General features: G+C 70.5%; 16 protein-coding genes. 3 read left to right on the forward strand and 13 right to left on the reverse strand.

The window, feature by feature from the left end:
- Nucleotides 1-20 precede the first annotated feature (20 nt).
- The 4 genes from AB0M27_RS16645 to AB0M27_RS16660 form a co-directional block, all read right to left on the reverse strand.
- The gene (locus AB0M27_RS16645) at nucleotides 21-1,373 is read right to left on the reverse strand and encodes an ABC transporter permease subunit (protein ID WP_365722252.1); all 1,353 of its coding nucleotides are present in this window, start codon (nucleotides 1,371-1,373) and stop codon (nucleotides 21-23) included.
- Between the two features lie 12 nt (nucleotides 1,374-1,385).
- Entirely contained in the window at nucleotides 1,386-2,711 is a 1,326-nt protein-coding gene (locus tag AB0M27_RS16650) for an extracellular solute-binding protein (protein ID WP_365722355.1), read from the reverse strand.
- A 28-nt stretch (nucleotides 2,712-2,739) separates the two neighbouring features.
- On the reverse strand, nucleotides 2,740-4,350 hold the full coding sequence (locus AB0M27_RS16655) for a glycoside hydrolase family 13 protein (protein WP_365722254.1): 1,611 nt from the start codon (nucleotides 4,348-4,350) through the stop codon (nucleotides 2,740-2,742).
- A 135-nt stretch (nucleotides 4,351-4,485) separates the two neighbouring features.
- The gene (locus AB0M27_RS16660; RefSeq protein WP_365722256.1) at nucleotides 4,486-5,757 is read right to left on the reverse strand and encodes an ABC transporter substrate-binding protein; all 1,272 of its coding nucleotides are present in this window, start codon (nucleotides 5,755-5,757) and stop codon (nucleotides 4,486-4,488) included.
- A 129-nt stretch (nucleotides 5,758-5,886) separates the two neighbouring features.
- Between AB0M27_RS16660 and AB0M27_RS16665 the strand changes: the two genes are divergently transcribed.
- From AB0M27_RS16665 to AB0M27_RS16675, 3 genes are read left to right on the forward strand one after another with little or no spacing between them, the layout of a single operon-like run.
- Nucleotides 5,887-6,393 (forward strand): PadR family transcriptional regulator, encoded by a 507-nt coding sequence (locus tag AB0M27_RS16665; RefSeq protein ID WP_365722258.1) that lies wholly within the window; start codon nucleotides 5,887-5,889, stop codon nucleotides 6,391-6,393.
- The gene (locus tag AB0M27_RS16670) at nucleotides 6,390-7,142 is read left to right on the forward strand and encodes an ABC transporter ATP-binding protein (protein WP_365722260.1); all 753 of its coding nucleotides are present in this window, start codon (nucleotides 6,390-6,392) and stop codon (nucleotides 7,140-7,142) included. Before AB0M27_RS16665 ends, AB0M27_RS16670 begins: the two co-directional genes overlap by 4 nt.
- A gap of 2 nt (nucleotides 7,143-7,144) precedes the next feature.
- Nucleotides 7,145-9,445 (forward strand): FtsX-like permease family protein, encoded by a 2,301-nt coding sequence (locus AB0M27_RS16675; RefSeq protein WP_365722262.1) that lies wholly within the window; start codon nucleotides 7,145-7,147, stop codon nucleotides 9,443-9,445.
- Nucleotides 9,446-9,492: 47 nt separating this feature from the next.
- On the opposite strand, the gene AB0M27_RS16680 is transcribed toward AB0M27_RS16675, so the two are convergent.
- The 9 genes from AB0M27_RS16680 to AB0M27_RS16720 all read right to left on the reverse strand — a co-directional run bounded on the left by AB0M27_RS16680 (nucleotide 9,493) and on the right by AB0M27_RS16720 (nucleotide 20,778).
- Entirely contained in the window at nucleotides 9,493-10,248 is a 756-nt protein-coding gene (locus AB0M27_RS16680) for a thioredoxin domain-containing protein (RefSeq protein ID WP_365722264.1), read from the reverse strand.
- 89 nt (nucleotides 10,249-10,337) lie between these two features.
- Nucleotides 10,338-11,990 (reverse strand): glucose-6-phosphate isomerase, encoded by a 1,653-nt coding sequence (pgi, locus tag AB0M27_RS16685; RefSeq protein ID WP_365722266.1) that lies wholly within the window; start codon nucleotides 11,988-11,990, stop codon nucleotides 10,338-10,340.
- Between the two features lie 52 nt (nucleotides 11,991-12,042).
- Nucleotides 12,043-13,305 (reverse strand): MFS transporter, encoded by a 1,263-nt coding sequence (locus AB0M27_RS16690; protein WP_365722268.1) that lies wholly within the window; start codon nucleotides 13,303-13,305, stop codon nucleotides 12,043-12,045.
- A gap of 131 nt (nucleotides 13,306-13,436) precedes the next feature.
- Nucleotides 13,437-13,772 (reverse strand): RNA polymerase-binding protein RbpA, encoded by a 336-nt coding sequence (locus tag AB0M27_RS16695; protein ID WP_003957010.1) that lies wholly within the window; start codon nucleotides 13,770-13,772, stop codon nucleotides 13,437-13,439.
- Nucleotides 13,773-13,990: 218 nt separating this feature from the next.
- Complete coding sequence (gene secG / locus AB0M27_RS16700; protein ID WP_365722270.1) at nucleotides 13,991-14,227, reverse strand: preprotein translocase subunit SecG; 237 nt, start codon at nucleotides 14,225-14,227, stop codon at nucleotides 13,991-13,993.
- A gap of 108 nt (nucleotides 14,228-14,335) precedes the next feature.
- Complete coding sequence (gene tpiA, locus AB0M27_RS16705) at nucleotides 14,336-15,112, reverse strand: triose-phosphate isomerase (protein ID WP_365722272.1); 777 nt, start codon at nucleotides 15,110-15,112, stop codon at nucleotides 14,336-14,338.
- A 5-nt stretch (nucleotides 15,113-15,117) separates the two neighbouring features.
- Nucleotides 15,118-16,329: a phosphoglycerate kinase gene (locus AB0M27_RS16710; protein ID WP_365722274.1), complete on the reverse strand. Its 1,212-nt coding sequence runs from the start codon at nucleotides 16,327-16,329 to the stop codon at nucleotides 15,118-15,120.
- Between the two features lie 144 nt (nucleotides 16,330-16,473).
- Nucleotides 16,474-17,481, reverse strand: a complete 1,008-nt coding sequence (gene gap / locus AB0M27_RS16715) for a type I glyceraldehyde-3-phosphate dehydrogenase (protein WP_365722276.1) — start codon at nucleotides 17,479-17,481, stop codon at nucleotides 16,474-16,476.
- A 342-nt stretch (nucleotides 17,482-17,823) separates the two neighbouring features.
- On the reverse strand, nucleotides 17,824-20,778 hold the full coding sequence (locus tag AB0M27_RS16720) for a M14 family zinc carboxypeptidase (protein WP_365722278.1): 2,955 nt from the start codon (nucleotides 20,776-20,778) through the stop codon (nucleotides 17,824-17,826).
- Nucleotides 20,779-20,798 lie beyond the last annotated feature (20 nt).

Genomic DNA, 20,798 nt, shown 5'->3' on the forward strand with positions numbered 1-20,798 from the left:
CCGAGTTCATCGCTGGCTCCTCATCGTTGACTGCGGCGGAAACGGCGGACGTTGAAGACCATCGCCGGGATCACCAGGAGCAGGAGCAGCACGCCCAGCGCGCTGCCGAGGCCCTGGTTGTTGCCGCCGCCGAAGGACACGAGCCACATCTGGGTGGCGAGCACCGTGGCGTCCTCCTGCACCGGTCCGGGCGCGATGATGTAGACGAGGTCGAAGACCTTCATCACGTTGATCACGAGGGTCACGAAGACGACCGTCAGCACAGGGGCCAGCAGCGGGACGGTGATCCTGCGGAAGATCTGCCACTCGTTCGCGCCGTCGATCCGCGCGGCCTCCAGCGCGTCCCGGGGCAGGGTCGACAGGCCCGCGCCGATCAGCACCATCGCGAAACCCGTCCAGATCCACAGGTACGCGCCGATGATCGCCGGGGTGACGAGGGTCGGGCCGAGCCAGGAGACGCCCTGGTAGGGCGGGGCGAAGTTGGACTGCGGGAGTTTCACCGTGTACGAGCCCGCGCGCAGCCCGGAGAGGCGGAAGGAACCGTCGGCCGCGGTGGTCGTGCTCGCGACCGTCCGCCCGTCGCGCACCGCCTGGACCTTCATTCCGGGCAGGCCGCTCTCCTTCGCGTCGACCTTGCCCTGCCTGCCTCCCCCGCCGGGCGTGAAGTCCAGGTAGACGACGCCCCGCAGCTCGCCGGGCGCGGCCTTGCGAGAGGCCGCCGCATCGGCGGGCTCGGCTCCCTTCGGCAGGTCCTTGGGCAGTACGCCGACCATAGGGAGCGTCACCGAGTGACCGGCGGAGGCGGTCGTACGGTAGGAGCCGTCGCGGTCCTGGGTCAGCAGGCCCTGGCGGCCGCGCGCCGTCGGGTACGACGAGGTGCCCTTGAAGGCGTCGTGCACGGAGACCACGGCCGCGTTCAGCACGCCCTTGTTCGGGTCCTCGTCGTAGGCGAGCCGGAAGATGATGCCGGCGGCCAGGAAGGACACCGCCATCGGCATGAAGAGCAGGAGCTTGAAGGCGGTGGCCCAGCGGACCTTCTCCACCAGCACGGCCAGGATCAGGCCGAGGCCGGTCAGCAGGGCCGGGGCCACCACCACCCAGATGGTGGTGTTGCGGATGGCCTTCAGGGTGGCCGGGTCGCGGAACATCTCGGCGTAGTTGCCGCCGCCCACGAACCGGGTGCCGGAGGCGTCGAAGAAGCTGCGGCCGACGGAGAACAGCACCGGGTAGACGACGAGCGCGCCGAGCAGGAGCAGCGCGGGGAAGACGAAGAGCAGGGCGATCAGCCGGGCGCGCCGCCGGCTGCGGCGCCCGCGCGCCTCGCCGGCGGCCCGCGGGCCCGCCTGCCGTTTCACAAAGGTGGTGGCGGTCATGATCGCTGCCGGTCAGCCCTGGTAGGCCTTGGCCGCCGCCGCTTCCAGCTTCGCCGCGGTGCCCTTCGGGTCCGACGGGTCGCGCAGGAAGTCCTGGAGCAGCTTCCACTCGCCGGCGCCCTTGGTGCCGCCGAAGGCCGCCGGGGCCTGGTCGGACATGTCGAAGCGGACCGAGTCGCCCGCGTCGATCAGAGACTTGGCGGTGGCACGGGTGACGTCGTCGCCGTAGGAGGCGTAGTCGAGCTTCTTGTTCGGGGACAGGAAGCCGCCCGCCTTCGCCCACACGGCCGCGGCCTCGGGGCTCGCCAGATACTCCAGGAGCTTCATGCCGGCCTTGGCGTTCTTGCCGTCCTTGAGGACGACCGCCGCGTCGCCGCCGCTGACGACGGGTGCCGTGCCGCCGTCGACCGCCGGGAACGGGAAGAAGTTCGCGTCCTTGCCGATGGTCCTGCCGAACTGGTCGTGCGCGACGCCGGCCACGAAGTCGCCCTCGTAGACCATGCCGGCCTCGGGCTTCGGCCCGAACACCTTCTCCACCGAGCTCGGGAAGTCGGTGTTCAGGGCCTCCTTCTGGCCGCCCGCGATCAGCTGCTTGTCCTTGAACAGCTTGCCGAGGGTGGTGAGGGCCTCGACCACGGACGGGTCGGTCCACTTCAGCTTGTGCGCGGCGAGGGCGTCGTACTTCTCGGGTCCGGCCTGGGAGAGGTAGATGTTCTCGAACCAGTCGGTGAGGGTCCAGCCGTCCTCACCGGCGACGGAGAAGGCGGCGAGCCCGGAGTCGGAGACGGTGTGCCCGGCCTTCAACAGCTCGTCGTACGTCGTCGGCGGCTTGACCCCGGCCTGGGTGAGCGCGGCGGGACTGTACCAGACGGTGGACTTGTGGGCGGCCTTGAAGTACAGGCCGTACGGGGTGCCGTCGACGCTGCCGTACGTCTTCCACACGGGCGCGTAGTCGGCGGTGATCGTCTGCTGGGCGGTGCCGGACAGCGGCTTGAGCCAGCCCTTCTTCGCGAACTGCTGCAGGACGCCGACCTGCGGGACCATCACGACGTCGGGCGCGTTGCCGCCCTCGATCTTGCTGCCGACGACCGTGGAGACGTTGTCGCCGGTGGAGATGAACTGCGTCTTGGCGCCGGTCTTGGCGGTGAAGGCGTCCAGGACCTTCTGGAAGTTCTTCTGCTCGCTGCCGGTCCAGACGCCGGCCACGGTGACGGTCTGGCCGCTGAGCGCCTTGTCGCCGCCGCCGGCCGAGACGGGCCCGCCGCCGCAGGCGGTCGCGCCGAGCGCCAGGGCGAGGGCGGTGCAGCCGGTGAGCAGGGTGGTACGTCGTCGCATCATCATCGATGTCCCTTCAAGAGGCGGTTGATCACAGGTCGGTGAGCCACCAGGCCGCCGTGGCGCCGGGCAGGACGCCGGGCGGGCAGGGGCCGCTGGAGAGCAGGGGGGCGCCGGAGACCGGGGCGGGCGCGGGGGCCGTACCGAAGTTGACGGCGCAGACCAGGCCGTCGCCGCGGGTGAAGGCGAGGACGCCGGGCGGGGTGTCCAGCCAGTGGAGCGTGCCCTCACCCAACTGGGGCAGGGTGGCGCGGAGTTGGAGGCCGTCGCGGTACAGGTGCCAGAAGGAGCGGGTGTCGGCGAGGGCGCGGTCGGTGGCGTACTCGGCGAAGTAGTCCGGCTGCGGCAGCCAGGGCTTCACACCGTCGACGCCGGAGGTGAAGCCGAACGGGGAGGCCTGGCCGGACCAGGGCAGCGGCACCCGGCAGCCGTCGCGGATGCGGGCGCGGCTGCCGGTGCGGCGGAATATCGGGTCGGTGAGGACGTCGTCGGGCAGGTCGACGACCTCGGGCAGGCCCAGTTCCTCGCCCTGGTAGATGTACGCGGCCCCGGGCAGCGCCAGCATCAGCAGCGCGGCGGCGCGGGCGCGGGCGGTGCCGAGTCCGCTGCCCTCGGGGGCGGGTTCGCCGTAGCGGGTGACGGTGCGGACCTGGTCGTGGTTGTTGAGGACCCAGGTGACGGTCGAGCCGGTGCCGGCGATGTCCTGCATGGCCTCGGAGACGACCTTGCGGAAGGCGTCGGCGTCCCAGGGGGCGCCGAGCAGGTCGAAGAAGAAGGCCTGGTGGAGTTCGTCCGGGCGGACGTACAGGGCGTGTTCGCGGGCGGTGGGGACGGAGACCTCGCCGACGAGGAGGCGTTCGCGGCCGTCGCGTGCGGTGTACTCCTCGCACACGGCGCGCCACCAGCGCCACACCTCGTGCACCTCGGGCTGGTTCCAGGCCAGGGGGTTGACCGAGTCGCGGGTGCGGGCGTCGGCCCCGGGGTCGTCGGAGTCGGGCAGTTCGGGGTGCTTGTAGAGGCCGGCGGCGACGTCGATGCGGAAGCCGTCGACGCCCCGGTCGAGCCAGAAGCGCAGGACGCGGTCGAACTCGGCGGCGACCTCGGGATCGCGCCAGTTCCAGTCGGGCTGCTCGGGCGTGAACATGTGCAGGTACCACTGGCCGTCGGCGACCCTGGTCCAGGCGGGGCCGCCGAACATGGCGTGCCAGTTGTTGGGCGGCTCGCTGCCGCCCGGGCCGCGGCCGTCGGCGAAGTGGAAACGGGCGCGGGCCGGGCTGCCGGGCGCGCTGTCCAGTGCCTCGCGGAACCAGGGGTGCTCGCTGGAACAGTGGTTGGGGACGATGTCGAGGAGCACCTTGATGCCGAGCCGGTGCGCGGCGCCCATCAGCAGGTCGAACTCGGCGAGGTCGCCGAAGAGCGGGTCGACGTCGCAGTAGTCGGCCACGTCGTAGCCGTGGTCGTGCTGCGGCGAGGGATAGAACGGGCTCAGCCAGATGCCGTCGACGCCGAGCTTCTTCAGATACGGCAGCCCGGCCCGGACACCGGCCAGATCGCCGACGCCGTCGCCGGTGCTGTCGAGAAAGCTGCGGACGTAGACCTGGTAGATCACCGCGTCACGCCACCAGTGGTACTTACTCAGCATGCATGCATGTTAGGGAGACGTGTCGTGAGGGTGTCAACGAAAAGAACGCAGGCTACTGGTGAGTTGAGGGTGCAAAATCGGACTTACCTAGGCATCGCGCGCCGAGATGAGATCCGGGCGTTACTTAACAAGTAACTATCGGCGGGCGATCGCGTCGAGCTCGCGCGCCAGCCGGCGCACGGCCTGCTCGGGCGTCTCCCGCCCGGTGAGCGCGTCCTGCATCACGGCCTGCACCACCAGGCTGACCTGGTCGTAGTGCGGGCTCTTGGGGCGCGGCCGGGCCGTGAGCACGGCGGTGCGCAGGGTCGGCAGATAGGGGAACCGCCGTACGAGTTCGGGGTCCTCGTAGAGCGCGGCGCGTACGGGAGGCAGCGCGCCCCGGGTGAGCACCTGGCGCTGCACGGGCGCGCTGGTGAGGTAGGCGATCAGTCGGGCGGCCGAATCGGGGTGCGCCGTATGGGAGTTGACGGCGAGATCGGAGCCGCCGAGCACACTGGTCCCCGGTCCGTCGGGTCCGGGCAGCGGTACGGCACCGATCTTTCCGGCGACCTTGGAGCCCCGGGCGGAGGCGACGGCGTAGGCGTAGGGCCAGTTGCGCAGGAAGAGCAGCCTGCCGTCCTGGAAGGCCTGCTTGGACTCCTCCTCCTTGTACGTCAGCGCCACCTTGGGTATCCAGCCCTCACGGACGCCACGCGCGAGGAAGCCGATGCCCTCGCGTGCGGCGGAGGAGTCGACGGTGACCCGGGTGCCCTCGTCGCCGAGGATCGTGCCGCCCGCCGAGTACACGGCCTCGGCCGCGTTCACGGTGAGGCCCTCGTAGGGCAGGAACTGGCCCGCGTAGCCGCCGAGTCCGTACTTCGGCGCGATGGTCTTCGCGTCGTGCTCCAGCTCGGCCCAGGTGCGCGGCGGCGGCACGCCCTCCTTGGCGAGGATGTCCTTGCGATACAGGAGAAGTCCGGCATTCGTGACGTACGGCACCGCGTACAGCCGGCCGTCGTAGGTGGCCGTGTCGACGACCGGCGGCAGGAAGCTCTTCAGCGGGAAGCGGTCCGGCGGCAGCGGGCGGATCCAGCCGGCCGCCGCGAACTCCGAGGTCCAGTTGACGTCGATGTTGAGGACGTCGAAGCGGCCCCGGTCACCGCCGCGCAGATCGGTGGTCATCTGGGCGTGGGTCTCGTCGGCGGAGTCGGGCAGTTCGACGAGGGTGACCTTCTCGCCGGGGTGGGTGCGGTTCCAGCCCTGGAGCAGCGGGGCGAGATAGCCGGTGAGGTCACCGGCGGTGGCCAGGGTGAGCGGGCCGCGGCCATCTCCCCCGCCCTCGTCGGCATGGGCGCCGGAGGCGACGTACCCGGTGAGGATCACGACGAGAACGAGGAGGCCCCTACCGGCGGCGCGTATCCACCGCATAGGTTCCTCCCTGAACACGTACACACGGCTCCGGGCTTCCTCGCCCGGGAGTCAGAGGCCATGTATACCTGTTAGGTATGGGCGATACTAGGGCCTGGAGCACATTGAGCAGACAGGAGGACAGCACGAGTGCGCCTGCCCCTCCTGGCACTCCTCGCCCGCGGCCCGGCCCACGGCTACGAGCTGAAGCAGGACCTTGAGCAAGTGCTGGGCTCCGCGTACCCTCAGCCCAACGTCGGCCAGATCTACGTCACCCTCGGCCGCCTCGAGAAGTCGGGACTGATCGAGGGCGAGGACGTCGAGCAGTCCAGCCGGCCCAACAAGAAGGTCTACCACCTCACCGACGCCGGGCGGGAGGCGCTGCACGCCTGGTTCGAGGAGACCGAGGACGAGCCGCGGGTGCGGGACGAGTTCTTCATGAAGCTCGCCCTCGCCCCGCAGACCGGTCTCGCCGACCAGATCGCCCTCATCAACCGGCAGCGGCGCCAGTACCTCAACACCATGCGCAACCTGTCGAAACTGGCCGCGGCCGAGAACCGCGACAACCGCATCGCCCATCTGCTCATCGAGGGCGCGATGCTGCATCTGCAGGCCGATCTCGACTGGCTGGAGCGGTGCCAGGAGGAACTGGAATGAGCGAGGACGCTACTGCGGTGCTGCGCGCCGAGGGTCTGGTGAAGACCCACCACGGCGAGGGTGCCCCGGCGCACGCCGTCCGCGGGGTCGACCTGTCCGTGGCGCGGGGCGAGTTCGTGGCGATCACCGGCCCGTCCGGCGCCGGCAAGTCGACGCTGCTGCATCTGCTCGGCGGGCTGCAGCGCCCCGACGAGGGCAGCATCTGGCTGGACGGCCGGTGCACGGACTCCTTCGGCGAGGCGCGCTGGGCGGTGGAGCGCCGCAAGGCCATCGGGATCGTGTTCCAGTTCTTCAACCTGGTGTCGAACCTGTCGGTCGCCGACAACGTCGAGCTGCCCGCCCTGCTCGCCGGGGTTCCGCCGAAGAAGGCCCGCGCCGAGCGGGAGGAGCTGCTGGCCGAGCTCGGGCTCGAGGGCAAGGAGCGCAGCATGCCGGGCGAGTTGTCCGGCGGTGAACAGCAGCGGGTCGCGCTCGCCCGGGCCCTGGTCAACCATCCGCCGCTGCTGCTGGCCGACGAGCCCGCCGGCAGCCTGGACAGCAAGGGCACGCGCGAGGTCATGCGGCTGCTGTCCCGCTTCCACGGACGCGGCCAGACGATCGTGCTGGTCACGCATGACGCCCGGCTGGCGAGCGCCGCCGACCGCGTGATCAGCTTCTTCGACGGCCGGATAGCCGACGACGCCACCCTGGACGGCACCCCGCCGCCCCGGCGCCGCGGCATCTCCGGTGTGCTGGAGCTGAGGGACTGACGGTGCTGGATCTCCGGGACGTACGAGCCACCCTGCGCTGGGCGCACTCGGACCTGCGCACCCACCGTGGCGAGGCGCTGTTCCTCGTGCTGGCCACGGCCGGGATCGTCGTCTCGCTGCTGCTGGCCACCGCCCTGTTCGGCTACGCGACCAACCCCTGGCAGCGCGTCTTCACACAGGCACGCGGGGCACATGTGTGGATCCACACCGTGCCGTCGGCCGACGCCCGCGGGCTGGCCCGGCTGGGTGGTGTCGAGTCCGTGGCCGGTCCCTACCGCACCGAGTCCGCCACCGTCGCCGTACGCGGCACCCGCGCCTCCGTGGAGCTGCGCGGCACGCCGCGGCCGCCCTCCGTCGGCCGGCCGCTGCTCACCGCCGGGCACTGGCTGGACACGGCCGAACCGGACGGTGTGGTGCTGGAGAGCAGCCTGGCCCGGGCGCTGCTGGCCGAGCCCGGGGACACCCTCACGCTGCCCGGTACGGCCCGCACCCTGACCGTCGAGGGCATCGCGGACAGCGCCGAGCCCCGCTACAGCACGGGCGAGCAGCCGGGGCTGGTGTGGGCCCTGCCCTCCGCCGTACGTGCTCCCGGCGGCCAGGTGATCGGGCTGCGCCTCGCCGACCCGGCCGACACGGACTACGCGGTGCAGCGTGCCGTCACGGTGCTGGGCGCGGGCGCGGTCGGCGAGGTCTCCACCTGGCAGCAGGCGCGCTCCGCGGCCCAGGGTGACAACCGGCTGTTCGGGCAGGTGCTCGGCCTGTTCGGTCTCGGCGCCCTGATCGCCGCGGGGTTCGCGGTGCACGGGGCGATCGCCACCCGCATCCGCGGCCATCTGCGGGACATCTCGGTGCTGAAGGCGATCGGCTTCACGCCCGGCCAGGTCGTCCGGATCTTCCTGCTCCAGCATCTGACGTACGCGCTGCTCGGCGCGATGGCCGCCGCGGCGCTCACCAAGACACTGGGCAACCGGATCCCCGGCCGGCTCGGTGACGCCGTGGGCGTGTGGCAGGGGCTTCCGGGGCACACCGTGGCGCTGTTCGTGGTACCCGTGGGCGCGGTGCTGTTCATCGGCCTGACCACGGGGCTCGCGGCGTGGCGGGCCGGTCGGGTGCCGCCGGTTCCGGTGCCACGCCCGGCCGCGACGGCCGGCGGCCGGCTGACCGGCCTCGCCCGGCGGGCTCTCGGGCTGCGGCTGCCGGCCGCGCTGGTCCTCGGCTGCCACAAGGCGTTCGCGGGGCGCGGCCGGTCGCTGGCCACCGTGGCCCGGCTGACGCTCCCGCTGCTGCTGATCGTGGTGGCGCTCAGCGCCTGGACCACGATCGACCGCTTCCACAGCAGCCCGGACCGCATGGGTGTGCCGACGGCCCTCACGGTCCGCTCCGACGGTGCCTTGGACACATCCGCCGTACGATCCCTGCTCACCGCGGATCACCAGGTCGCCGCCGCCTATCCGGGCGTCGAGGTCGCCGCGCTGGTCCCCGGTCAGACCGGCACCATCGCACTGCGCGGCGTCGGCACCCGCGCCGAACCCTACCCCTACGCCCTCGCCGAGGGCCGGACCGCACGCGGACCCGACGAGGCGGTGGCCGGCCAGGGCCTGCTGGACCTGCTGCACGCCCGGGTCGGCGACTGGGTGCGCATGACGGTGGGCGACCGGCCGCAGATCCTGCACATCGTGGGCCGCAGCATCGAACCGCAGAACGCCGGCCGGGTGGTGACCACCTCCCTGGACACCCTCCGCGAGAACGACCCCGCGCTGACCCCCGCCTTCTACGAACTGCGGCTGCGTTCCGGTACCGACCCGCAGCACGTGGCCGGCGCACTGGCCCGGGCCGGCCGGGGCCACCTCGACGTGCACACGGTGACGAACCCGGCCGACGGTCTGTCCCCGCTGCGCGGAGTGGTCGCCGGGCTGATCGCCGTACTGGCCCTGATCGGGCTGGTCGAACTGCTCACCGCCATCGGCGGCAGCGTCCGCGAGGGCGAGCGGGACGTGCTGGCGCTGAAGGCGATCGGCATGTCCCCACGGCAGATCACCGCGATCACCGTCACCGCCACGAGCTGTACGGCCCTGGCCGCGGTGATCGCCGGCACGGCGCTGGGACTGCCGCTGGGCCGCCGGCTGATCGACGCCCAGGGCGGCTCCAGCGGCATCGGCGCCGGGATCGCCCAGTCCCCCTCGCCCGCGCTGCTGCTCGTGCTGGGCGCGGCAGCCGTGCTCGGGGCGGCGGGCCTCGCCGCGCTGCCCGCGGCCCGCGCCGCGCGCAGCCGCCTCGCGGACACGCTGAGCGCGGTGGCCTGAGCCCCGGCTCCGGCGGGCCGGAGACAGAAACCTGCCAGTGGGACGTGTCAGCCGGCGTCCTGCCACACGTCGGGGTTCGCCCGGATCTTCGCGAGCAGCCCGGAGAACACATCGCCGTCGAACAGCACGCCGTTGTACTCGGCGGGGACGCGAATGCCGTCGATCTCGGCGGTGGGGGTACCGGGGCCCTTCACTTCGCCCGCCTCCTCGTACGCCTTCTCCGACCGGATCACGAACGAGCGGTACTTCATGGTCTTCACGGCCGAGTCGAAGTCCGGCCCGCGCAGTCCGGGGACCCGGCCCGCCAGCTTGAGCAGATACCCGTCGGTGAACCCGTCGACGCTCTCGGCGGGCTGGTGGGCGTAGAGGACGTCGTGGTATTCGGCGAACTTGCCCTCGTCCAGCGCGGCCCGCAGGGCGTTGACCGCCTTGCGGGAGCCGGAACCGGTGAGCCGGTCGTCGAGGAAGGAGGCGAGGGTGTACTCGGTCTTCGTCTCCCGCCGGATGGTCGCCGAGCGCAGCCGCGGAGCGCCACCGGTGGTCTCGAACTCCTTGCACACCGGGCACCGCGGGTCCTCGTACAGGTGCACGGTCACCGGGGCTGCCGGATCCCCGACCGTGATGGTCGTCCCGTCCTTGCCCAGTCGCTCCGGAACGTCCGACAGCCCGGAGTAGGCCGAGCCGGCCGTGCTCGTGGCCCGGCCGTCCTTGGACTCCGCCGGCTGGTGTCCGCTGCCGCAACCGGCCACCGACACCCCGATGACGGCGGCCGCGACCGCCGCGGCGAACCCTCTGTGCGCCATGCGCTTCCTCCCCTGAAGATCACCCGAACCTTAAGGGATGTGCAAAGAGAACACACAGAAAAAGTCGCCGCGACGGCTCGGCGGGCGAATCAGCCGCGGCCGCGCAGCTCCCGGTACTTCCCGACCAGCGCCTTGGTCGAGGCGTCGAGGCCGGGGACCTCCACCCCCTCGGTGAGCGCCGGCTCGACCCGCTTGGCGAGGACCTTGCCCAGCTCCACGCCCCATTGGTCGAAGGAGTCGATGTTCCACACCGCGCCCTGCACGAACACCTTGTGCTCGTAGAGGGCGATCAGCTGGCCGAGGACGGACGGGGTCAGTTCCTTCGCCAGGATGGTCGTCGTCGGCCGGTTGCCCCGGAAGGTCTTGTGCGAGACCAGTTCCTCGGGGACGCCCTCCGCGCGGACCTCCTCGGCACTCTTGCCGAAGGCGAGGGCCTGCGTCTGGGCGAAGAAGTTGGCCATCAACAGGTCGTGCTGCGCCTTGAGTTCACCGCTCAGCTCGCCCACCGGCTCGGCGAAGCCGATGAAGTCCGCCGGGATCAGCTTGGTGCCCTGGTGGATCAACTGGTAGTAGGCGTGCTGGCCGTTGGTGCCCGGCGTGCCCCACACGACCGGTCCGGTCTGCCACTCGACCTGCCGGCCGTCCCGCGCCACGTACTTGCCGTTGGACTCCATGTCCAGCTGCTGCAGGTAGGCGGTGAACCTCGACAGGTAGTGGCTGTACGGCAGGACGGCGTGCGACTGGGCGTCGTGGAAGTTGCCGTACCAGATGCCCAACAGGCCGAGAAGCAAAGGCGCGTTGGCCTCGGCGGGCGCGGTGCGGAAGTGGTCGTCGACCAGCCGGAAGCCGTCGAGCATCTCCCGGAACCGGTCGGGACCGATGGCGATCATCAGGGACAGGCCGATCGCGGAGTCGTACGAGTAGCGGCCGCCGACCCAGTCCCAGAACTCGAACATGTTGTCCGGGTCGATACCGAACTCGGTGACCTTCTCGGCGTTCGTGGACAGCGCCACGAAGTGCTTGGCGACCGCCGGCTCGTCGCCGAGCGCGTCCACCAGCCACTTCCGCGCGGAGGTGGCGTTGGTGATGGTCTCGATGGTGGTGAAGGTCTTGGAGGCGATGATGAACAGCGTTTCGGCCGGGTCCAGGTCCCGCGTGGCCTCGTGCAGGTCGGCGCCGTCCACGTTGGAGACGAAGCGGACCGTCAGAGCGCGGTCGGTGAAGCTGCGCAGCACCTCGTAGGCCATCGCGGGGCCGAGGTCGGAGCCGCCGATGCCGACGTTGACCACGTTCCTGATGCGCTTGCCGGTGTGGCCGGTCCAGGCGCCGGAGCGGACGCGGCCTGCGAAGTCGGCCATCTTGTCGAGGACGGCGTGCACCTTCGGGACGACGTTCTCCCCGTCGACCTCGATCACCGCGTCGCGCGGGGCACGCAGCGCGGTGTGCAGGACCGCACGGTTCTCGGTGACGTTGATCTTCTCGCCGCGGAACATCGCGTCCCTGAGCCCGAACACGTCCGTGGCGGCGGCCAGCTCGCGCAGCAACCGCAGCGTCTCGTCGGTGACCAGGTGCTTCGAGTAGTCGAGGTACAGATCGCCGACCTGGAGCGTGTACCCCTCACCGCGCCTGGGGTCGTCGGCGAACAGGTCCCTGAGATGGGTGTCGGCCAGTTCCTCCCGGTGCTTGGCGAGAGCGGTCCATTCGGGCGTCTGGTTGAGCCTGGTACGGCCGTCTGCGTTCATTTCCGACTTCCGCCTTCTTTCGTGCCTGTCCCAGCTGTTCCAACCTATTTGATCAGCGCGCGGCGCGAGCCGTCGTCACGTCGTCCTGCGGCGCAACAACAGGTACGTCCGGCTTGCGGGCCGGTATCAGCGCGGTGACGGACAGGACGAAGAAGGCCGCCGTCAGCAGGGCCGGCGTGTTGCGGCCCCAGGCCGTGGCCACGGCGCCGCCGAGCAGGGCGCCCAGCGGGGCTCCGGCGACGGCGAGGGTGCGGAAGGCGGAGCTGACCCGGCCGAGCAGTTCGGCGGGGGTGCGCTGCTGCATCAGGGTCGTGGTGTTGACGTTCCAGAGCATGCCCATGCAGCCGAACACGGCAAGGGCGGCCACCAGCGCGGTCAGGCTGCGCACGGAGCCCATGACGACGAGCGCGCCGATCTGCAGGGCGCCGGCGAGCAGCACGGTCCGCAGGGGGCCGAGCCGGGCCATGACCCACCGGTTGAGCGCTCCGCCGGCCAGACCGCCGACGGTGTACGCGGTCGTCGCCGCCGCGTACCCGGCCGTGCCCGCGTGCAGCCAGCCGGTCACCAGGATCACGAGGGTGGCGATCAGTGCCCCCATGCCGGTGTTGCACAGTGCCGTGGCGGCGCACAGCCCGCGCAGGGCCCGGTCGTGCCACAGGGTGCGCAGTCCGGCGGCGATCTCGCGGCGCAGGCTGCCGCCCGCCGGCCTTGCCGTGCGCTCGGGTGCGTCGGTCCGCAAGGAGGCGACCAGCGCGGCGGCCACGAGGAAGGTGGCGGAGTCGGCCGCGAAGGGGACAGCGGCTCCGGCGGCGATCAGCGCCGGCACGACGGGCGCCCCCAGCAGGCCGCCGGCGATCCGCTGCCCCGTCATCAGCCGGGCGTTGGCACTGCCGAGCGCCTGCCGGTCCACCAGGGCCGGCAACAGGGCCGTGGCGGCGTTGTCGAACACCGTCTGGAGGGTGGTCAGGGTGAAGGCCAGGACGATGAGCAGCGCGATCGAGGCGTGTCCCCAGGCGACGGCCACCGCGAAGGAACCCATGAGCAGCCCGCGCGCGGCGTCCACGGTCCACATCGCGCGCCGCTGGTCGACGCGATCGGCGACCGCGCCGCCGAGGAGCCCGAAGACGATCCAGGGCAGATAACCACACGCGGTGACCGAGGCGATGAGCAGCGGCCGGTCGGTCAACGAGGCGGCGAGCAGCGGGAGCGCGGCTGCGCGCAGGGCGTCCCCGAACCGGGAGACCACGGCGGCCGTCCACAACCGCCCGAAGCCCCCGCGCCACTCCGGCGCGTGCCTCTCCCCCGTCTCGACCACTGTCGGAACTCCCCCCGCACGGTTCTCGCCTGCACGAAAACCGTAGAGGGCACCACTGACAATCGGTCGGGCCGGTGCGGAGCGATACGGCTCCGGCCAGGCACCTCAAGGCGCCCGGCCGGTCTCAACTCCTAGATCTCGCCCCGCAGTTTGGCGAGCGCCTCGGCGAGGATCGCCTCGCCGTCCGCGTCGCTGCGCCGCTCCCGTACGTACGCGAGGTGCGTCTTGTACGGCTCGGTGCGCGGCGGGTCCGGCGGGTTGTCCCGGTCCTGGCCGGCCGGGAAGCCGCAGCGCGGGCAGTCCCAGGTGTCGGGGACCTGCGCGTCGCTGGCGAAGCTCGGCTGCGTCTCGTGCCCGTTGGAGCACCAGAAGGAGATGCGCAGCCGCGGCGCGGACTCGCCGCGCTCGGCCTCGCCCATCGGCCCCGCCCCGACCCGGCTTCCTCGGATCGCGTTGCCACTTGCCACGGTCGTAACTCCCTGCGTGATGGTGCCGCGAAGCGAGTCGGCGTTCCGCTTCGCCGCGAGCGCCTCAGTCTACGTAAGGCCCAACGCGCGTCCAGTCATTGGAGTTACCAGCCCCACATCCAGACGCAAGCCCCATGATAGGCCGCGCCCAGGAGCGCGTACCGAACATGGGGCCATACGTACCGAATATGCGTGATGTGTGTGCTGCGCGGGTGTCGTCAGCTGTTCGTCTTCACCAGGACGCCGAGGACGATGATGCACGCGAACCACAGCAGGCCGACCACGATGGTGATCCGGTCCAGGTTGCGCTCGGCGACCGAGGAGCCGCCGACGGAGGACTGCATGCCGCCACCGAACATGTCGGAGAGGCCGCCGCCCTTCCCCTTGTGCATCAGCACCAGCAGCATCAGCAGCAGGCTGAAGACGATCAGGGCGATCGAGAACCCCAAAACCACGGCTGGACCAACTTCCTCGGATACGGATGGACGACGGGGGCACAGCACGTCGGCTGTGCCCCCGCAAGGGTACGACGTATCGCCGCTACCGCCTACTCGCGGCGTGCGTCACTGATCGCGGAAACGCACGATCTTGACGAACTCGTCGGCGTCCAGCGAGGCGCCCCCGACCAGGGCGCCGTCGATGTCGGCCTGCGCCATGATCTCGGCGACGTTGCCGGCCTTCACGGAGCCGCCGTACTGGACGCGGACCTTGTCGGCCACGTCCTGCGAGTACAGCTCGGCGATCTTGGCGCGGATGGCGGCACAGACCTCCTGGGCGTCCTCGGCGCCGCAGACCTTGCCGGTGCCGATGGCCCACACGGGCTCGTAGGCGATCACGATCGTCTCGGCCTGCTCGGCCGGGAGGTCCTTCAGACCGCCCTCGACCTGGGCGAGGGTGTGGCTGACGTGGTTGCCCGCCTCACGGACGTCCAGCTCCTCGCCGACGCACAGGATCGGGGTGAGGCCGTGCTTGTAGGCGGACTTGACCTTGGCGTTCACGAGCTCGTCGGTCTCGTTGTGGTACTGGCGGCGCTCGGAGTGGCCGATGACCACGTAGGTGCACTTCAGCTTGGCCAGCATCGGGCCGGAGACCTCACCGGTGTAGGCACCGGAGTCGTGCTGCGAGATGTCCTGGGCGCCGTACTTGATCTTGAGCTTGTCTCCGTCGACCAGGGTCTGCACCGAGCGCAGGTCGGTGAAGGGCGGCAGGACGGCGACCTCGACGGCCTCGTAGTCCTTGTCGGCCAGGGCGAAGGCGAGTTTCTGGACGTGCGCGATGGCCTCGAGGTGGTTGAGGTTCATCTTCCAGTTGCCCGCCATCAGCGGCGTGCGCGTGCTCATCGAGGTCAGTCCTCCAGTGCGGCGAGGCCGGGGAGCGTCTTGCCCTCGAGGTATTCGAGGGAGGCGCCGCCACCGGTCGAGATGTGGCCGAATGCGTTCTCGTCGAAGCCGAGCGTACGCACGGCCGCGGCGGAGTCACCGCCGCCGACGACGGTGAAGCCGTCCGAGTCGACGAGGGCCTGGGCGACGGCCCGGGTGCCTTCGGCGTAGTCGGGGTGCTCGAAGACGCCCATGGGACCGTTCCAGAAGACGGTCGCGGCGTCGGTGAGCTTCGAGGCGTACAGCTCTCGGGTCTTCGGGCCGATGTCCAGCCCCTCCTGGTCGGCGGGGATCTTGTCCGCGTCGACCACGTCGTAGTCGGCCGGCGCCTTGGTCTTCAGGTCCGGGAACTCCCGGGAGACCAGGACGTCGACGGGGAGCACCAGCTCGACGCCCTGCTTCTCGGCGCGCTCCATGTACTCGGCGACGGTCGGGATCTGGTCCTCCTGCAGGAGGGAGATGCCGACCTCGTAGCCCTTGGCCTTGAGGAAGGTGTAGGCCATGCCGCCGCCGATGAGCAGGCGGTCGGCCTTGCCGAGCAGCTGGTCGATGACGGCGAGCTTGTCGGAGACCTTGGCGCCGCCGAGCGCGACGACGTAGGGGCGCTTGACGTCCTCGGTGAGCTGCTTCAGGACGCCGACCTCTGTGGCGATGAGGTAGCCGGCGTAGTGCGGCAGCCTGGCCGGGAGGTCGTACACGGAGGCATGCCCCCGGTGCACGGCGCCGAAGCCGTCACCGACGTAGACGTCGGCGAGGGCGGCGAGCCGGTCGGCGAAGGCGCCGCGCTCGGCGTCGTCCTTGCTGGTCTCGCCGGGGTTGAAGCGGAGGTTCTCCAGGACGGCGACCTGGCCGTCCAACAGGCCGGCGACCGCGTCCTGGGCGGACTGGCCCACGGTGTCGGTCGCGAAGGCCACGGCGGAGCCGAGGAGTTCACCCAGGCGGGAGGCGGCCGGCGCGAGGGAGAAGGCGGGGTCCGGGGCGCCCTTGGGGCGGCCCAGGTGCGAGGCGACGACCACCTTGGCGCCCGCGTCCGCGAGGGCCTTGACGGTGGGCAGCACAGCGCGGATCCGGCCGTCGTCGGTGATGGTGCCGCTCTCCAGCGGCACGTTGAGGTCGGCGCGGACGAAGACCCGCTTGCCGCTCACGCCGGCGGCGAGAAGTTCGTCGATCGTCTTCATTGAGTGGACTCCAAAGGAGGGCTCGTGGTGCACCTGATCGTAAAAGGACGTGGTCCATACGCGAGACAGGGCCCGGACAGCGCGGCGGTGCGCTGCCCGAGCCCTGCTCTCACTTCAAGGTCCTGCTGCCGCTGTTCGCGGCGATCAGAGCTGGTTGCCGACGAAGACCGTGAGGTCGACGAGGCGGTTGGAGTAGCCCCACTCGTTGTCGTACCAACCGATGACCTTCACGTTCTTGCCCTCCTGGACCATGGTCAGGGAGGAGTCGAAGGTGCAGGACGCCGGGGCGTTGACGATGTCGGAGGAGACGATCGGGTCCTCGGTGTAGTCGAGGAGGCCCTTCAGCTCGCCCTCGGCGGCCTTCTGGAAGGCGGCGTTGACCTCTTCCTTGGTGACCTCACGGGACAGTTCGACCACGAGGTCGGTGACCGAGCCGGTCGGGACCGGGACGCGCATGGCGAGGCCGTCCAGCTTGCCCTTGAGCTGCGGCAGCACCAGGGCGGTGGCCTTCGCGGCACCGGTGGTGGTCGGGATGATGTTCTCGGCGGCGGCACGGGCGCGGCGCAGGTCCTTGTGCGGGAAGTCCAGGATGCGCTGGTCGTTCGTGTACGCGTGCACCGTGGTCATCAGACCCTTGACGATGCCGAAGTTCTCGTCGAGGACCTTCGCCATCGGCGCCACACAGTTGGTGGTGCAGGAGGCGTTGGAGATGACGTGGTGGTTCGCCGGGTCGTACTTGTCCTGGTTGACGCCCATCACGATGGTGATGTCCTCGTCCTTGGCCGGGGCCGAGATGAGGACCTTCTTGGCGCCGCCGGCGAGGTGCTTGGCGGCGTCTTCCTTCTTGGTGAAGATGCCGGTCGACTCGATGACGATGTCGACGCCCAGCTCGCCCCACGGGATGTCGGCCGGGTTGCGCTCGGAGAGCACCTTGATGGTGTGGCCGTCCACGGTGATGGTGTCGGCGGTGTGGGAGACCTCCTGCTTGAGGCGACCCAGGATCGTGTCGTACTTGAGCAGGTGAGCGGTGGTCGCGGTGTCACCCAGGTCGTTGACAGCCACAACCTCGATGTCCGCCCCCTGCTCCAGCAGCGCGCGGAAGTAGTTACGCCCGATGCGGCCGAAGCCGTTGATGCCTACGCGGATCGTCACGAACCGATCTCCTCGTTGGTACGCCGGCCATGCGGTGCCGGCGAGCTCTGTTTGGGATGTCCCCGACCACCACCGACCCTACCTCTCCGAGGGCCCCGGGGTGACATCGAGATGGCCCATACACGGGCAGGCGTTCCGTACCCGTCAGTAGGGTACGGAACGTCCCGGAACGGCAGTGGATTCACTCGTATTTAGTACGGAATGCCGGGCGGTTTTTGCGCCGTCTTCACTCGTTCGTGAGCGGGTCGGCTCACTTGATCAGGGCCTCTTCCGCGCACCGTTGAGAGGGCTCCCGCTCACCTGTTGGAACAAGGTGAGCGGGATCTGTCAACGTGGCGGCCCTCACCCGCCGAGCGCCGCGAACGACTTCCTCATCAGAGCTGCCCGGTCGGCCGCCGACGGCACCTGTTCCAGGCCGAAACCGAGCAGCACGGTGTCGTCCGTGGTGACCGCTCCGTACGTCTGGAACAACGCGCCGGAGCGCGCCCAGTCCTTCAGCACCGGCGGGCTGCCCGCGGGCGGTCCGGCCACGTGCCATGCGCCCATCGACGACTCGAATCCCTCGGTCTCCTTCGCCGTCCCGCCGACGACGAGCGAGGCGTCGTCCGCGAGCACGCCGTGTCCGCCGGTGCCCGGGTCGGTGATGTAGCCGATCGAGACCTCGACGGACTTCCCGGCGTAGGCGCTCAGGTCGAAGGTGACCTGCTGCCAGCCGCCGGAGCTGCCGGTGACGCTGTTCCAGGAGCCGGTCGTACCCGTCGCGGTGCAGGCGTTGTTCGCGAGCGTCAGATAGTGCTTCAGCCACGGATGCTCGGCGATCAGGAACCCCTGCCCGCAGTCCGCCGGCACGGCCGTCTTCGTGGCGCCCGAGGCCTCCGGCAGCGTGGTCCAGTCGTCGGCTCCCACGGTGTGCGCCTCGATCACCGCGTGGTCGTAGCCCGGCTCGGTGTCCCACAACAGCCGCGTGCGCAGGGCCGGCTTGTCGGCGGCGCCGACGCCGGTGAGGTCGATGGTGCGGGTGAGGCGCTTGTAGGCGTCGTCGGTGTGCACGGCGGCGGCCATGTAGGAGCCGGCGTACGGCCCGTAGGGACTGACCGTCCCGGCGAACCGGCCCGCGCCCGCGCTCGTGAACTGCGGGTACGCGGACACCGGTAGCTCGTCGGAGGTGACGCCGTAGGTGCCGGCCGCCTCCAGCGGATTGCCGGGCGCGTCGCCGAGGGCGCCGGCGTAGCCGTCCAGGGCGCCGGAGCCGGTGAAGCCGGTGGCTCCCTTGGTCGACGTACGGCTGTAGGCGCCCAGGTAGTACTGGCTGAAGTCGTCGGAGAGGGTGCCGTCGCCGAGGTCGACGCTGCCGCCGGCCAGCTCACCGGCCTCGATCAGCCGGCCGCCCTCGTTGAGGTAGGCGCGCAGCTGGAGCTGGGTGGCGTTGCCGGGGCCGTTCGCGCCCGAGTAGTGCACGACCGTCCGGAAGTGCTTCAGCACGCCGAGCGCGTCCGGCGCGCCCTGCGTGGCGACGTCCCACACGATCGCCCGGTGCCCGGTCGCCTTCACCGCGTCCGCGTACTTCTGCGCCTGCGTGGCGGCCGCGCCCTCTTCGGCGACGACGAGGGTGTCGGCCTTGGGCCGCCCGGCGACGGTGTACGTGAAGTGCGAGCTCGAGACCTTCCTGCCGCCCTTCGTCTCGCCGGTGAACCACACCTCGACCTTGTCGCCCGGCGCGCCGCCCCGCACCTTGGCCCGGTACTCGTCGAAGTACAGGTCGTCCCGGCCGCCGTAGGTCTTGCCGCCCTCCCAGCGCCGCAGCGCCCGGTCGTGCGTACGGCCGCCGTTGACGCGGTACTTCAGCTCCTTGTCGCGGATCGCTCTGCGGACGACGACGGAGACCTCCTGGTCCGCGCCCCGGGCGTACGACGTGGGGAACGTGGCCGGGGTGAAGTCGGCGGCGCTCAGCCCGACCGCGGAGACCGGCCGGTCCGGGTGCACGGCGGTCTCGGCGACGGAGAGCGCGAACGGGACGTTCTTTTCGAACTCCTGCCGGATCAGCTTCTCGTCGTCGGGGAAGTTGAAGACCGACTGGCAGTCCTCCGGCTTCCAGGCGTCGTTCGGGTCGATCTGTGACGCGGTCTGGCAGGTCGACATCTCGGGGGTGAACATCGCGATGCCGTTGACGTTCGACGCGTGCCCGTCGGCCTCGCCGTTTGTGGTGTACAGCTCCGAGGAGACCTGCGAACGGTAGCCGGGGATGGCCGGGTTGTCCGGGGTGCCGGCGAGCGCCTTGTAGAGGACGTCGTCCGGGGTGGGGGTGGCGACCTGCCAGCCGACGCCGTAGAGGAGGAGTTCGGCGGCGGAGTGGTAGTTGACGGCGTAACGGAATCCGACGCGCTTCTCGAAGCCGTCCAGCGCCTTGGTCTCGGGCTCGGACTCGGCGCTCGCGCCGCGGTACGTCTCGCTGGTCGGGTCGGGGGACGAACCCTCGTCGTCGTAGCCCCACTTGTAGGGGAAGTTGCGGTTGAGGTCGACGCCGTCACCCGTGCCGATGACACCGTCGCCGTTGACGTCCCGCAGGTTCTTGCGCCACAGGCGGGTCGTGGAGTTCTTGAACGTGTAGTCGTAGCCGTCGGGATTGGCCGAGATGACGAACCACAGCTCGGTCGAGTCGACGATCCTCCGGATGCGCTTGTCGGTCTTGTAGCGGTCCAGGTAGAAGTGCATCAGGCGCCGGGTCATCTCCGGTGTGATCCACTCGCGCGCGTGCTGGTTGGACATGTACAGCACGGACGGCTTGGAGCCGTCCTTCGTCTTCCTGGCGTCCCTGGTCAGTTTGAGGGCGAGGATGTCCTGGCCGTTCACCGTCCTGCCGATGGACTCGACCTTGGTCAGGCCGGGGTTGGCCTGGGCGGTGCGGAGGATCTCCTCCTTGAGCCCGCCGCTTCCGCCGTAGGGGCGGAACACGCCCTGGGACGCCTTGTCGATGCGCGCCTCCGCCCTGGCCGGGACGGTGTGCTCGGTGAGGTCGACGCCCTGTTCACGGAGCTTCGCCGCCTGCCGGCCGGTGAGGTAGACCTCGACCTCGGACTTACCGCTTCCGGTGACCTGCTCGGCGAGTTCGTCGCCGTCCTGGCCGGCCTTGAGAAGCAGGGGTACCTGCTCCTTGGTGACGTCGGCGCGGAACACCTCGACCGCGTCCGGGTCGGACTTCGCCGGACTTCCGCTCTGTGCCTGGGCTACGGGTGCGAGGCTCGCTCCGCCGATCAGGAGCGCGCCGACAGCGAGGATCGATCTCGCTCTGTGTCTCATGAACCCCCCTAGCGGTGGTC

Origin of the sequence: Streptomyces sp. NPDC052107 (genome assembly GCF_040680215.1) — a bacterium.
Lineage (GTDB): Bacteria > Actinomycetota > Actinomycetes > Streptomycetales > Streptomycetaceae > Streptomyces.